The 12683-nt window shown below is 70.4% G+C and carries 15 protein-coding genes and 1 pseudogene; 8 read left to right on the top strand and 8 right to left on the bottom strand.

Annotated features, from left to right (window positions below; genetic code table 11):
• Window positions 1-10: 10 nt before the first annotated feature.
• Both JNW87_RS02995 and JNW87_RS02990 read right to left on the bottom strand, forming a co-directional pair.
• The gene (locus tag JNW87_RS02995) at window positions 11-445 is read right to left on the bottom strand and encodes a hypothetical protein (protein ID WP_109801254.1); all 435 of its coding nucleotides are present in this window, start codon (window positions 443-445) and stop codon (window positions 11-13) included.
• Window positions 446-614: 169 nt separating this feature from the next.
• Window positions 615-917, bottom strand: coding sequence for a hypothetical protein (locus JNW87_RS02990; protein WP_201749559.1), 303 nt, complete (start codon window positions 915-917; stop codon window positions 615-617).
• 253 nt (window positions 918-1170) lie between these two features.
• Between JNW87_RS02990 and JNW87_RS02985 the strand changes: the two genes are divergently transcribed.
• Window positions 1171-1320: a hypothetical protein gene (locus JNW87_RS02985; RefSeq protein WP_201749560.1), complete on the top strand. Its 150-nt coding sequence runs from the start codon at window positions 1171-1173 to the stop codon at window positions 1318-1320.
• Window positions 1321-1464: 144 nt separating this feature from the next.
• On the top strand, window positions 1465-2994 hold the full coding sequence (locus JNW87_RS02980; protein ID WP_238452919.1) for a ricin-type beta-trefoil lectin domain protein: 1530 nt from the start codon (window positions 1465-1467) through the stop codon (window positions 2992-2994).
• Window positions 2995-3264: 270 nt separating this feature from the next.
• Here the strand turns inward: JNW87_RS02980 and JNW87_RS02975 are convergent, their stop codons facing one another.
• Window positions 3265-3423, bottom strand: a complete 159-nt coding sequence (locus tag JNW87_RS02975; RefSeq protein WP_161557790.1) for a hypothetical protein — start codon at window positions 3421-3423, stop codon at window positions 3265-3267.
• Window positions 3424-4119: 696 nt separating this feature from the next.
• On the opposite strand from JNW87_RS02975, the gene JNW87_RS02970 reads away from it, so the two are divergent.
• The 5 genes and pseudogenes from JNW87_RS02970 (at window position 4120) to JNW87_RS02960 (ending at window position 6199) form a co-directional block, all read left to right on the top strand.
• Window positions 4120-4971 (top strand): glycoside hydrolase family 27 protein, encoded by an 852-nt coding sequence (locus JNW87_RS02970; RefSeq protein ID WP_309233889.1) that lies wholly within the window; start codon window positions 4120-4122, stop codon window positions 4969-4971.
• Window positions 4968-5168 (top strand): hypothetical protein, encoded by a 201-nt coding sequence (locus JNW87_RS39215; protein ID WP_255543343.1) that lies wholly within the window; start codon window positions 4968-4970, stop codon window positions 5166-5168. Before JNW87_RS02970 ends, JNW87_RS39215 begins: the two co-directional genes overlap by 4 nt.
• A pseudogene (locus JNW87_RS41245) lies at window positions 5165-5308 on the top strand (hypothetical protein); the annotation flags it as partial. The gene JNW87_RS39215 and the pseudogene JNW87_RS41245, both read left to right, overlap by 4 nt.
• Before the next feature lie 136 nt (window positions 5309-5444).
• Entirely contained in the window at window positions 5445-5825 is a 381-nt protein-coding gene (locus JNW87_RS02965; RefSeq protein ID WP_238452918.1) for an NEW3 domain-containing protein, read from the top strand.
• Window positions 5822-6199, top strand: coding sequence for an NPCBM/NEW2 domain-containing protein (locus tag JNW87_RS02960; protein WP_238452917.1), 378 nt, complete (start codon window positions 5822-5824; stop codon window positions 6197-6199). The genes JNW87_RS02965 and JNW87_RS02960 overlap by 4 nt, the downstream gene beginning before the upstream one ends.
• 353 nt (window positions 6200-6552) lie before the next feature.
• Here JNW87_RS02960 and JNW87_RS02955 read toward each other — a convergent pair whose 3' ends face one another.
• From JNW87_RS02955 to JNW87_RS02935, 5 genes are read right to left on the bottom strand one after another with little or no spacing between them, the layout of a single operon-like run.
• A complete protein-coding gene (locus JNW87_RS02955; RefSeq protein ID WP_238452916.1) occupies window positions 6553-8034 on the bottom strand; it encodes an alpha-galactosidase in 1482 nt (493 codons plus the stop codon).
• On the bottom strand, window positions 7926-8705 hold the full coding sequence (locus tag JNW87_RS40410) for a glycoside hydrolase family 36 N-terminal domain-containing protein (protein ID WP_238452915.1): 780 nt from the start codon (window positions 8703-8705) through the stop codon (window positions 7926-7928). The genes JNW87_RS02955 and JNW87_RS40410 overlap by 109 nt, the downstream gene beginning before the upstream one ends.
• Window positions 8702-9526, bottom strand: coding sequence for a carbohydrate ABC transporter permease (locus tag JNW87_RS02945; protein ID WP_236647486.1), 825 nt, complete (start codon window positions 9524-9526; stop codon window positions 8702-8704). The genes JNW87_RS40410 and JNW87_RS02945 overlap by 4 nt, the downstream gene beginning before the upstream one ends.
• Entirely contained in the window at window positions 9523-10458 is a 936-nt protein-coding gene (locus JNW87_RS02940) for a carbohydrate ABC transporter permease (protein WP_109801257.1), read from the bottom strand. The genes JNW87_RS02945 and JNW87_RS02940 overlap by 4 nt, the downstream gene beginning before the upstream one ends.
• Window positions 10458-11750 carry an ABC transporter substrate-binding protein gene (locus JNW87_RS02935; protein ID WP_109801258.1) on the bottom strand — a complete coding sequence of 431 codons (1293 nt, stop codon included), beginning with the start codon at window positions 11748-11750 and terminating at the stop codon, window positions 10458-10460. Before JNW87_RS02935 ends, JNW87_RS02940 begins: the two co-directional genes overlap by 1 nt.
• Before the next feature lie 162 nt (window positions 11751-11912).
• On the opposite strand from JNW87_RS02935, the gene JNW87_RS02930 reads away from it, so the two are divergent.
• Window positions 11913-12659 carry an SDR family NAD(P)-dependent oxidoreductase gene (locus JNW87_RS02930; protein ID WP_109801278.1) on the top strand — a complete coding sequence of 249 codons (747 nt, stop codon included), beginning with the start codon at window positions 11913-11915 and terminating at the stop codon, window positions 12657-12659.
• The last annotated feature ends 24 nt before the right edge of the window (window positions 12660-12683 follow it).

The following is a 12683-nucleotide window of genomic DNA, read 5'->3' as shown; positions in this document are numbered from 1 at the left end:
GCCGGAGGCGCTAGGCCCAGGGTGGGATGTATCGGCCCACGTAGTCGCGAGCGCGGGGGAGCGGGTCATGCCAATACTGGTTCGGCATGCGGTGGTGGTGCTTCTCGCAGAACTCGGCGAGACTTTCCATGATCTTGATGCGCTCTAGCGGGTGGCCTTCGAAGTCTGTGTTGACCATCAGCAACTGCGGCTCGGGATTCCAGCCCGAGTGGTCGAGCGCCCAGCCATCCCAGATCGCGTAGGTGTGAAAGACCTGCCGGTCGCCCGCGAAGCGCAAGGCCGCTATCTCGATCGGCCGGTCTGGGTAGGAATCTCGGCAGACCCAGGCGAGGATGTGACACGCTCCGGCAGCGAAGAAGGCTTGGTCCGTCCGTTCCCATGCGACGCGCTGGTCTGATCGCTCGATCGCCGTCCGACGGAACGCTCCCGCTGCTTTGGCTGCCACAACCCCGGACGTTAGTGGATGGCCCGACGCATCCGCTCGCGCCGCCGGCCGCGGCGGTCGGTAGCGGTGGAGCTTTGCCGGGCATGCGGGTCAGCGACCGGCCGGACGGTCTGGCGCCCGCCGGTTGCCTGCAACAAGTGGTACTCGACGATCCGCAGCCGCTGCCGGGCTACCGCTGCTTCCTTCCCGCGGATCCCTTCGCGGTGCCCCGTACGCGCCCTTCGGTGCGGTTGCGCAGCTGGACCACGGCCATGATGTGCAGGGTCCCGACGTCTGCCAGCAGCCGGGCTGCGCCTGAGGGGCCGATCGCGTGCAGGTCCATCAGGGCGGAGTTGCGGGCGACCACCAGCTCCTTGAGGTCCTTCTCCGCGGCCTTGTTTCTCTTGTCGATGCCCTCGAGTTCACCATGGGCTCGACGGCGAGGCGGCGTCTGGTTTTGCCCACGATGTCCCTGGGTCTGATGGTCGCGCACGTGCCTGCCGTGCGGGCAGAAACTGCTTTGCCCCGCCTGGGAACAGCTCCAGCAGCAGCCGGTGCACCGGTTGATGGTCTGCGTGCGCGGCCCAGCTCGTCGCGACGGTCGACCAGCATCCCCATCACCGTCTCACCGTCATGCAGCAGGCGGTGGGCGAGTACGCCCGGCCCGGCGACTGGTCGATCCAGCGCCGGCCGGGCGGTACGGCGCAGCCCCCGACAATGGGAAGGCCCCCGGCAACAACGTCAAGGTGTCGATCGCGATCGGCGGCGGGAACGACGGCAACGACTCCGCGATCGAGGCAGCCGCATCCCGCCCCAAGGCGCTTCGCGGCAGCCCATCCATGGCGGATGCCCTCGCTCCAGACATTGATATTGATCGACTCTATCGCAATAATTAACTTCCTTAACAGCTTGCTCCGCAGTCTCGGCCGAGCTCCCGCCACCGACCGACGGGCCAACCCGCTACGGCCCAACCCGGTGACCAGCCTGCCGCCTCGGCGGACCGTCCCGCATCGACCGCTCTGCACGGAAAGGACCAGGACATGGCGCGACAATTGGCCGGGGCCGCTTCCTCTCGGCCCCGCATCCGGTTGGCCGCGGCGCTCGCCGCGGCCACGCTCGTCATACCCGCGAGCCTGACGGTCAGCATGCCCGCGGCATCCGCGGCCGTCGTGGGGGCCATCACCGGGTATGGCGGCAAGTGTGTCGACGTCGCCGGGGCGAACCCGGCCAACGGCACCCAGGTGCAGCTCTTCACCTGCAACGGCACTGCGGCGCAACAGTGGACCGTCGCCGACGACGGCACGATGCGGGCGCTCGGCAAGTGCCTCGACGTGGCCGCAGCCGGCACCGCCAACGGCGCCAAGGTGCAGATCTACGACTGCAACGGCACCGGCGCACAGCAGTGGTCGTACGCGAGCGGACAATTGATGAACCCGGCCTCCGGCAAGTGCCTCGACGCGACCGGCCCGAGCTCGGCCGACGGCACCTCGCTGCAGATCTGGACCTGTACCGGCGCCGCCAACCAGAGCTGGACGCTGCCCACCGGCGATGGCACCCCACCCCCCTCGGGCGGGTTCACGCACCCCGGGGTACTGGTCAGCCGCAGCCAGCTCGACTTCGTCCGGTCCCGGGTGCAGGCCGGCGCGCAGCCCTGGGCCTCGGCCTACAACCAGATGATGAGTAGCTGGTACGCCAACCTGTCGCGAAACCCGGCGCCCCGCTCGGTCGTCGAGTGTGGCTCCTACTCCAACCCCAACTACGGCTGCACCGACGAGCGCGAAGACGCCATCGCCGCATACACCACCGCGCTCGCCTGGTACCTCACCGGGGACGGCCGGTACGCCCAGAAGTCGATACAGATCATGGACGCCTGGTCGGCGACGATCACTTCACACACCGGCAGCAACGCCCCGTTGCAGACCGGCTGGGCGGGTTCGGTCTGGCCCCGGGCCGCGGAGATCATCCGGTACACGTACGGCAGTTGGCCCAACGCCACCCGGTTCACCACCATGCTGCGCAACGTCTACCTGCCGGTGGTCCGCAACGGCTCCAACAGCAACGGCAACTGGGAGCTGAGCATGATGGAGGCCGCGGTCGGCATCTCTGTCTTCCTGGATGACCAGGCCAGCTACGACGCGGCGGTCACCCGCTACCTCAACCGCACCCGGGCCTTCATCTACCTGCCCAGTGACGGCACCCTGCCGTACACGGTGCCTGGCAGCGGGCTGGACACCAGCAGCGAGATCATTAACTACTGGCACGGCCAGTCGACCTTCGTCGCCGGCCTCGCCCAGGAGACCTGCCGCGACTTCACCCACACCGGCTACGGGATCTCCGCCATCTCGCACATTGCGGAGACCTCCCGGATTCAGGGACGGGACCTGTATCCGCAGGTCGGTGAGCGGTTGCGGCACGCCCTTGGCTTCCACTCGAAGTACCAGCTCGGCGAGCCGGCACCCTCCTGGCTCTGCGGCGCAGTCTCAACCGGGGTCTCGGGCCGATCACCGAGGTCGGCTACAACGCGATGGCCAACCGCCTCGGTTACGCGATGGCCAACACCCAGACCCTGACCATGCAGCAGCGCCCCGCCGGCAGCAACAACCTCTTCGTCGCCTGGGAGACCCTGACCCACGGCGACAACCCGTCCTGACCACGCCGCCAGGGCCAGCCGCCGTCATACCGCCGGCGGCGGCCCGACCCGCCCATTCCGATCCGGCCCGGCGTGACCCGGCTCCGCGCCGGGCCACACCGGCAGGCCGGAACCGACTCCGTCTGCGCCGGTGCTGAGCCGGACCCGGTAAGGCGTACGCGTCGGCGCCACCGGCGCGGGCCGGGGCCGGTCAGGTGGCGAGGGCGAACAGATCCCGGGCGGGCCCCGTGAGCTGTAGCCCGGCCGCCCAGACTGCACGCGGGTCGCGGCGCAGCGGCAGCCCCACGAAGGGTACGGCGACGAGTGTCGCGGCGGTCAGCTCGGCGGTGACGGCCAGCGAGCTGAGCATGGCCGGCCACTGCCGGCAGCGACCGCGTGTTTGATCGCGGTGGCGGGGAGAGCTGCAACAACGGCGTGGCGATCTCGGTGAGGCCCTGCTGGTCCTGGGGCGTGCCCTGCCGAAATCACTGCGCGCTGCTGGCGACCCTCGCCACCAGTCGCCTGGCAGCCGAAGACCACCCGCACGCACACTTCGCCCCGCTTCCCTCCCTGGGTTCTGTCTCTGTCTTCGCCGCCCTACGGTCCTCCCCACCTGGTCATGGGGGGTCATGGGTCGGATGTGGACGGGGCTCAGGCGGCAGAGAAATAATAATTTAGGAATTAATATTGACAGCTTGCGGTAGCCAGGGGCAAGATCCCGGAAACAAACCTCAGGAGCACGGGCATGACTGGTCTGGCAGCCGATCGGGGGCCGTCCGCAACGGACTCGGAGTGTCCGGTCGCCGCGACCCTCATCGACGGCTGCGTCACCTCCACGTCAGACATTTCCAGCCTCCCGCTGAAGGTGTCCGACTCGAGCAGGACCGTCGCGCGCGCGGCACCGGCCGCAGATCGCGCGGTGCCGCTCCAGGCTTTCCGTGCCGGTGGGCTGGCCGCCCAGCGGCACGGAGGCGAGGTCCAGCCGGAGCACGAGCAGGTCCAGAAGGTGGCCGGCACGGAGCTCGACGCGGCGCCCCCCCATTCCTCGGCAGCGAAGGAATCCGATGTGAAACGACTTGTACCCACCGCCCTGCTCGCCGTCACGGTTAGTCTCTTGACCGCATCCACACCCGCTCACGCCGGCCCGGCGGCCGGCACTGTCGGTGGCGCGGAGTCAGCAGCTCAGCAGCTGCTCAGCCCGACGCCGTACCAGGGCTGGAACACCTACTTCGGCCTCGGCGGCAACTTCTTCGCGGAGTCGGTGAAGGAGGTCGCCGACGCCCTGGTCTCCCGCGGCCTGGCTCGGGCCGGCTACGACATCGTCTGGCTCGACGGCGGCTGGCAGGACCCGGAGCCGCGGACGGCCGCCGGCGACCTGCAGGCCGACCGGACCCGTTTCCCGAACGGGTTGAAGCCGCTGGTTGACTACATCCACGCCAAGGGCCTGAGGGCGGGCATCTACACCGACGCCGGACCGTACATTCCCGGCAAGTGCGGACTCGGCAGCGGCGGCTACTACCAGCGCGATGCGGACCAGTTCGCCGCCTGGGAGTTCGACGCGGTGAAGGTGGACTTCCTCTGCGGAATCGCCGCGAACCTCGACCCGAAGACCGTCTACACCGAGTTCGCCCGGGCGCTGCGGAACAACGCCAGCGGCCGTCCGATCATCTTCAACCTGTGCAACCCGGTGACCTCGCCCGACTGGGGCATGTACCCGGAGGAGCAGCAGTCGACGTACTCCTGGACGTACGCACCGGAGATCGCGCAGTCCTGGCGGACCTACACCGACGTGGGCTTCGTCGGGGACATCAAGTTCAAGGACGTGCTGCGCAACTACGACGCGAACGCGCGGCATCCTGAGGTTGCCGGGCCGGCCACTACAACGACCCGGACTACCTCGCCCCGGGACTCGGGATGACCGACGAGGAGTTCCGGACCCAGATGACTCTGTGGGCGGCGGCCGCGGCGCCGCTGGTGATCGGTAGCGACGTACGCAAGCTGAGCCAGACCTCCGTCGACATCCTCACCGACCCCGACATGCTGGCGATCAACCAGGACGCCGCCGGTGTCCAGGCCGTCCGGGTCGCCCGGCGGGCACCACGGAGACGTGGGTGAAGCGCCTGGCCGACGGCGACCGGGCCGTGGTGCTGCTCAACCGCGGCGAGAGCCCGAAGGTGCTGACCACGACGGCCGCCTCGGTCGGCCTGTCCGGGGCGCGGTTCACCGTCGAGAACGCCTGGACCGATCAGATCACCGAGAGCGCCGGCACGATCAGCGCCGCTGTTCCGGCCCACGGCGCCGCATTGTTCCGGGTCGGCCCGGCCGCGGGCGTACCGGGTGTGCCGCACGTGACCGCCGGCCTGCCGCAGGTGACGCGGGTCGCGCGACCCGGTGCCGGACGGCTACGTGCCGATGGTCGCCGGTGGCGACGAGGCGCGGGTCGAGGTGGTCGTCCGCAACGACGGGCTGCGGCCGGTGTTCGCGCCGCAGGTCGGATTGGCAACGCCCGCCGGCTGGACGGTCCGCCCGTTGAGCAAGGCGCCGAGCGAACTGCTTCCCGGCCGCGCCGCCACCTTCGCCTTTGCGGTGGCGCTGCCGCCCTCGGCCGAACCCGGTGCCGCGTCCCTGACCGCCACCACGTCCTACGAGGTGCTCGGGCACGGACGGCTGCGGCAGACGACGGTCTCGGCGGTGGTGGTGGCGCCGGCGCGCCGGACGGCGAGGTGGTGTTGTCGCATCACCAGTGGGTCAGCGCCACCAGCGGCTGGATGAGCCCGACGGTCGACCTCAGTGTCGGTGGTTGGTCGCCGATCAGCATGCTCGGCCAGGTGTACCCGATCGGCATCGGCGTAGCCTCGCCGTCCACGGTCCGGTACTACGTCGGCAAGGAGTGCAGCCGGCTGACCGCGGTCGTCGGTCTGGACGACGCGGTGCGCAACGTCGGACCGGAGGGGGCGACCGCGACCTTCCAGGTGATCGGCGACGGCCAGGTGCTGTTCGACACCGGCGTGCTGACCCGTGACGACATCCGTCAGGTCGACGTCGACCTGACCGGCGTCCGGGTGCTCGACCTGGTGGTCGGGGACGCGGGCGACGGGGGCTACAACGACCGGGCCAACTGGGCCGGCCTGAACGCCACCTGCTGAACCGGAAACAGTCGCACCCAGGTGACCTCATCTGGGTGCGACTGCTTTCTCCAGGTCGATCACCCGCGGGAACGAGGCCTCCCGGTCCGTGCTCACGTCGCTGCCACGAGCGGCGGCTCTGGACCCCCCGGCGACACCATCGCCGCCCGGTACACACGTGCCGTTCCGGCACCGGTTCAGGGCGCGCTTCGGCCGGCGGGGGCGGGCCTACGCGTGATCGTCCCGCAGGTCCCCGCTCCGGCAGGTCCGCGGGGTGTGGCCCGGCAGGCCCGCCGCCCGACGCCGAGAGCGTGGGGCGGCGGGGTCACCGATCGGATCAGGTGGTTGCGGTTCCCGGCCCGGCCAATGGGCCGTCAGGCTCGGCGCAGGACGAACAGTTCCGCGTCGTGGTCCGCGGTCCACCGCACCGGCAGGCCGACGGCGGTGAGGTGGCTGCCGGAGTAGGTGTTGTCGCCGTGCCGCCAGGTGTCGTCGGTAGCCAGGCCGCGCAGCGGCAGCCGGACCGGCCGGGACGGCAGCAGGCCATGGCCGTCGAGCCGGCCGGTGTGCCAGGCGAGGACGACGACGCTTTCGCCGTCCGGCGCGGTGTACTGCACGGCGCAGCGCGGCTGGTCGGGCCCGCCGATCAGGTGCACCTCGCCGTGCGTGATCACCTCGCGGATCTGCTTGTACCGGCCGATCCAGCTGGCCGCCTCGGCCCGCTGTCGGGGCGTCCAGTGCCGGATGTCCGCACCGATGCCGAGCACGCCGGCCATCGCGAGCACGAACCGGAACGCCAGCGAGCGGGGCCGCTGGTCGAACAGCCCGACCGCGTCGGTCACCCACGAAGAGAGCAGGTGCGGGGCGTTGGCGTGCAGGAAGCCGTGCTGGATGGCGAGCCGGTCCAGCGGTCCGGTGTTGTCACTCGGCCAGAAGACGTCCGCGTGGGCGGCCATGGCGAGGTCGGTACGGGCGCCGCCAGCGGCGCACGCCTCGATCGTCACGTGCGGGTGGTCCCGCCGCAGGGCGGCGTAGATCCGGTGCACGTTGGCGACGTGGGCGCCGTCGAGGTCCAGCCGGGTGGCCGCGCCGGGCCGGCCGGACTCGGTGCGCGGCCGGTTGAAGTCCCACTTCAGATACCCGATGTCGTGCCGGCGGAGCAGGCCGTCCAGCGTGGAGTGGACGAACTCGGCGGCCTCGGGGCGGCCGAGGTCGAGCAGGTACTGGTTGCGGATCGGGGTGATCGGCCGGTCGTCGATCGCGTAGACCCAGTCGGGATGCTCGGCGTACAGGCGCGACGCCGGGCTGATCGACTCCGGTTCGACCCAGAGCCCGAAGGTGAGGCCGAGGGCGCGGATCTGGGCGATGAAGGCGTCGAAACCGGCCGGGAACTTGACCGGGTCCGGGGTCCAGTCGCCCAGCCCGCCACGGTCGTCGTGCCGCCCGATGAACCAGCCGTCGTCGACGACGAAGGTCTCCACGCCGAGCTCCGCCGCGATCCGGGCCAGCGCCAGCTGGTTGTCGGCGTCGACGGCGAACTCGGTCGCCTCCCACGAGTTGTAGAGCACCGGCCGGGCCCGGTCGAGCCGGTCGCCGGCGAGCTGCCGCTGGTAGCGGTGCCAGGCCTGGGCCAGTCCGGCCAGCCCGGCGTCGCTGTGGGCGCCGGCGACCACCGGCAGGGTGATCCCGCCGCCCGCGGGCAGGTCCAGCCCACCGTCGACCAGACGGCGGCCGACCCGGACCCGGGTCAGCCCGCCGGTGTCCGGCTCCGCGACGATCTGCCACGAGCCGTCCAGGCCAGCGCCACACCCCAGGTGGGACCGTCGGGTTCGGCCCGGTCCTGGACCGCGAGCCACGGTACGAAGCTGTGCCCCGGCACCCCCTGTGAGCTGCCGATGGAGAACTGCCCGTGGCCGAGGTCGAGGTGCGCGAGCTGGAACTCCTGCGCCCACTGGCCCCACTGGTAGCTCACCCGGGCACCGTGCGGCGTCGGCACGCAGAACCCGGCAGAGCCGGCCCGGGCCAGGCGCAGCGGAGCCTCGCCGGTGTTGGTGAGCTCCACCCACCGCTCCACCACGTCGGTGCCGGCCGGGATCCGGTAGCAGTGTGCCGCGCGCAACCCGGTCACCGGGTCGGCGAAGGTCACCCGAAGCTGACCGCCGTCGGTCTCCGCCTGCTGGTAGCGCCAGGAGACCCGCCGGTCGCCGGTCGCCGTCTCGACGACCAGGTCGGCGCCCGTGAACGGGCGGACCGCGTCGGTCGCGTACTCCACCGGCGCGAAGTCCCCGGCGGTGAGGAAGGGTGTCGGGCCGGTGTAGCTGGCCGGCGACGGTCCGTGCGCCACGCCCGGCGGACCCCAGCTGACCAGTTCCAGCCACCGGCCGTGCCCGGGTACGACGACGGTGTACTCGGTGGCCACGCCACGCAGCGTCCACGGGCCGGCGAGCGGGGCCGTGTCCTCACCCGCGTCGGTCGCGTTCCGCACCGCAGCGCGTTCGTAGATGTTGCCGGTGGCCGGGTCGCTCACTTGACTGCTCCGAGCGCCAGGCCGGAGACGAAGTGCCGCTGGAAGCGCAGGAACACCAGCAGCGTCGGTACCGCCGCGATGACCGTGCCGGCGGCGATGACGTTCCACGACGAGACGAACTGGCCCTGCAACCCGAGCAGGGCGGGGGTCACCGGCATCTTGTCGTCGGTGCGCAGCACGGTGATCGCCCAGAGCAGGTCGTTGAAGATCCAGGTGAAGGAGAGCGCGCCCAGCGCGGCGAGCGCCGGACGGGTCAACGGGAGGATCACCCGGGCGAAGATCTGCCCCGGTCCGGCCCCGTCGATCGTGGCGGCCTCCTGCATTTCGCCCGGCAGGTCCCGCATGAAGCCATGCAGCACGAACGTGTAGAAGCCCAGCCCGAAGCCCACCTGCACCGCGATCAGCGCGGCCAGGGTGTCGTACAGGCCGGTCAGTTCGCTGAACTTGCTGACCGGGATCAGCAGGATCTGCGGCGGCAGCAGGTTCCCGGCGAGCATGAGCAGCAGGATCACCCGTCGGCCGGGGATCCGGTAGCGGCTGAGCGCGAACGCCGCCAGCGCCGCCAGTACCAGGCTGAGGGCGACAGCGGGCACGGTGACCAGCAGGCTGTTGATCAGGGCGCGCAGCTCACCGCCGTCGGTCCAGGCCTGCCGGTAGGTGTCCAGGGTGAACGAGTGTGGCAGGCTGCCCACCCCGTGCGCCGCGATGTCGTCGAAGGTCCTCGTCGACATGGCGACGACCCAGAGGATCGGGCCGAGCCACAGCAGGGCCAGCAGGCTCATGCCGGTGTGGAAAGCGCCGGTGCGCAGTGCGCGGATCATGCGTCCTCCCGGAACGCGCGGACGAGGTAACCGAGGATGACCGCGAGCGCGAGTATGAAGATCACCACTGCGATGGCGGAGCCGTAGCCCAGCCGCAGGCTCTGGAAGGCGGCCGAGTACATGTAGGTGCTCAGCAGCTCGGACGAGTGGTAGGGCCCGCCGTGGGTCAACGCCCACACGATGTCGAACGAACGCAGCGAGTCGATCACGATGACCGAGAGCACCACCGCGTTGACGCCGCGCAGCTGAGGGATGGTCACGTGCCGGAGCCGCTGCCGGGCGTTGGCGCCGTCCATCCGGGCCGCCTCGTGCAGCGCGGGGTCGATCGCCTTCAGCCCGGCCAGGTAGAGCACCATGACGTAGCCGATCTGCCGCCACAGGGCGGGCAGGATCACCGCGTAGAGCGCGGTCTGCGGGTCGGCGAGCCAGGGCCGGATCAGCTGCTCCAGGCCGACCGCGCGCAGCAACTGGTCGGCCAGCCCGTCGGGCTGGTAGAAGACCCGCCAGACCAGCGCCGTCACCACCAGGCTGAAGACCACCGGGGTGAACAGCGCGGCGCGGTAGAAGCCGACCCCGCGCCGCTCGCGTTGCAGCAGCAGCGCCATCCCGAACCCGCCGAGGACCGACAGCCCGCCGAAGAGCACCAGCCAGATGACGGTGTTGACCAGCGCACCCCGGAAGACCGCGTCGCCGGCCAGCTCCGTGTAGTTGCCGAAACCGATGAACGTGGGCGGTTCGAGGCCGTCCCACCGGGTGAGCGAGAAGTAGAAGCCCTGCAGGGCGGGCCAGAACACCCAGATGCTCTCGACCGCGAAGGGCACGAGGACGAACGCCACCAGCAGCGGCGACGGCCGGTTGGCCCGGCGCCGCCGCTGCTTGGGCGTTGGTCCCGCCGCCGAGGTGCGGAAGGTGGCTGGTGCGAGCGTCGACATCAGCCCTTGAAGACCTTCTCGGCGCCGGCCTGCCACTCGCGCAGGATCGCGTCGATCTGGTCGGGCTTGTCGATGAACTTCGTGAGCGCGGTGTCCGCGGTCGGCTGCAACGCGTCGCTGGAGTCGCGGTTGAAGAACTGGGTGAGTTCCTTGGCGTTGTCCAGCATCGCCTTGCCCTTGACGACCAGCGGGCTGTCGGCGGCCTTCGCCTTCGGGTGCGCGGGCAGGACGATGCCGGAGCTGCTCTGGATGTACGTCTCCTGCGCCTGCACCGAGGCCAGGTAGGTCAGCAGCGCCTTGGTGCCGGCCGGGTTCGCCGTCTTCGCGCTGGCGAAGAAGCCGTCGGTGGGCGCCTCCTCGGCGACCGGCACCGCCGGGTCGATGATCGGGAACTGGAAGAAGTCGAGGTCGCCGAGGGCGTCCTTCGGGGCGGCGTCGGCGAAGAAGGTGCCGATGAGGAACATCCCGGTCTTGTTCGCCAGCAGCGCCGTGGTCGCCTCCTGGAACGGGTAGGCCTTGCCCTTCGGGTCGAAGTAGGGCAGCACCTCGCGCCACCGCGCGAAGACCGCCTTGACCTTCGGGTCGTCGAAGCGCTGCTTGCCGGCGAGGAGTTCCCGGTGGAACGGGGCGCCGTTGATCCGGATGTTCAGGTAGTCGAACCAGGCCGAGGCGACCCAGGGGGTGTCGCCCAGGCCGATGCCGATCGGCGCGACGCCCTTGCTCTTCAGCGTCTGGCAGAGCGTGATGAACTCGGCCCAGGTCTTCGGCTCCTGCACGCCCCACTTGGCGAAGTTGGACTTGCGGTAGAAGAAGCCCCACCAGTAGTTGGTCATCGGCACGAAGATCTGCTTGCCGGTCGGGTCGGTGGAGATGTTCCGCAGCGACTGGGGGTAGTCGCCCAGCCCCTGCCAGACGTCGGAGACGTCGAGCAGGAGATTCTTGCTGGCGTAGTTGTTGGCGACCGAGCCGGCGTACCAGGTGTAGAGGTCCGGCGGGTTCGCGGAGGTCAGATAGGTCGGCAGCTGCGTGCGGTAGGTCTCGGAGGCGATGGTGTTCACCGTCGCCCTGCCGCTGCCCTGCTTGTTGAAGTTCTCGATGATCTTCTCCATCGCCGCCTTCGCCTGCGGCGAGGAGAGGTTCGACTGGAGGCTGATCGCGCCGGACGCCTTGTCCGCCGGGCCACTGGCGGAGCTGGCGCACGCGCTCAGCAACGAGCTGGCGCCGAGGGCGCCGACGCCGGCGAGGCCGAGGTGCCCAAGGAATCGGCGGCGACTGGGGTCGAAGTCGCTCACGGGGGTGGTCCCTTCCTCAGTGACACGATGCGTGACAACGCGGTTGTGTCAGTCATGTGAACGGTGTGGCCAGAAGGTTGCATCCGCCGCCCGCAGCTGTCAAGATGTATTACTAATTAATGATTAGATCTTCGAGGTTTCGGCGGACGGATGATCCACCACATGCGACGACTAGCGGGCAGGACCGCGCTGGTCACCGGGGCGCTCGGCGGGATAGGCGCGGCCACCGCCCGGCGGCTCGCGGCGGAGGGTGCGGCCGTCGGCCTGATGGACGTACGCGATCCCGCGCCGCTCGCCGAGGAGCTCGCCGCCGCGGGCGGTCGGGCGGTTCCCGTCGTCGCCGATGTTTCCGACGAGGCCGACTGGACCGCCGCCGTGGCAACGGTGCGACGCGCGTTCGGGCCGGTCGACATCCTGGTCAGCAACGCCTACGCCGTGGAGGCGGCCCCCGCCCACGAGACCAGCCGACGGTCCTGGGATCACCAGCTCGCGGTCAACCTCACCGGCGCCTTTCTCGGGGTGCGGGCCTGCCTGGACGATCTCCGCGCCGGTCGCGGCGCGGTGGTGGTGGTCTCCTCGGTGCATGCGCTGGTGGGCCTGCCCGGGCGGCCGGCCTACGCCGCCGCCAAGGGCGGTCTGGTCGCGCTCGGCCGGCAACTCGCCGTCGAGTACGGGCCGGACGTCCGGGTGAACACCGTGCTGCCGGGGCCGATTCTCACCCCGGCCTGGGAGGAGGTGTCCGAAGCGGACCGACAGCGGAGCGTCGCGGCGACGGTCGCCAGGCGGTTCGGCACGCCGGACGAGGTGGCGGCCGCCGTGGCCTTCCTCGCCTCGCCGGACGCCGGCTACATCACCGGCGCGAGCCTGGTGGTGGACGGCGGCTGGACCGCGGTGAAAGCCTCGGCCTGACCGATCGATACAGACGAGCGATAG

Source organism: Micromonospora sp. ATA51 (genome assembly GCF_016802855.1).
GTDB lineage: Bacteria > Actinomycetota > Actinomycetes > Mycobacteriales > Micromonosporaceae > Micromonospora > Micromonospora sicca.
Note: the sequence above shows the minus strand (reverse complement) of the source record. Positions and strands in the feature narration are given on the sequence as shown.

Excerpts from the sequence above, each read along its gene's own strand:
- JNW87_RS02980 (WP_238452919.1), top strand. The coding sequence starts at position 1,465 with ATGGCGCGACAATTGGCCGGGGCCGCTTCCTCTCGGCCCCGCATCCGG.
- JNW87_RS02975 (WP_161557790.1), bottom strand. The coding sequence starts at position 3,423 with ATGCTCAGCTCGCTGGCCGTCACCGCCGAGCTGACCGCCGCGACACTC.
- JNW87_RS39215 (WP_255543343.1), top strand. The coding sequence starts at position 4,968 with ATGACCGACGAGGAGTTCCGGACCCAGATGACTCTGTGGGCGGCGGCC.
- JNW87_RS02960 (WP_238452917.1), top strand. The coding sequence starts at position 5,822 with ATGAGCCCGACGGTCGACCTCAGTGTCGGTGGTTGGTCGCCGATCAGC.
- JNW87_RS02945 (WP_236647486.1), bottom strand. The coding sequence starts at position 9,526 with ATGATCCGCGCACTGCGCACCGGCGCTTTCCACACCGGCATGAGCCTG.
- JNW87_RS02940 (WP_109801257.1), bottom strand. The coding sequence starts at position 10,458 with ATGTCGACGCTCGCACCAGCCACCTTCCGCACCTCGGCGGCGGGACCA.
- JNW87_RS02930 (WP_109801278.1), top strand. The coding sequence starts at position 11,913 with ATGCGACGACTAGCGGGCAGGACCGCGCTGGTCACCGGGGCGCTCGGC.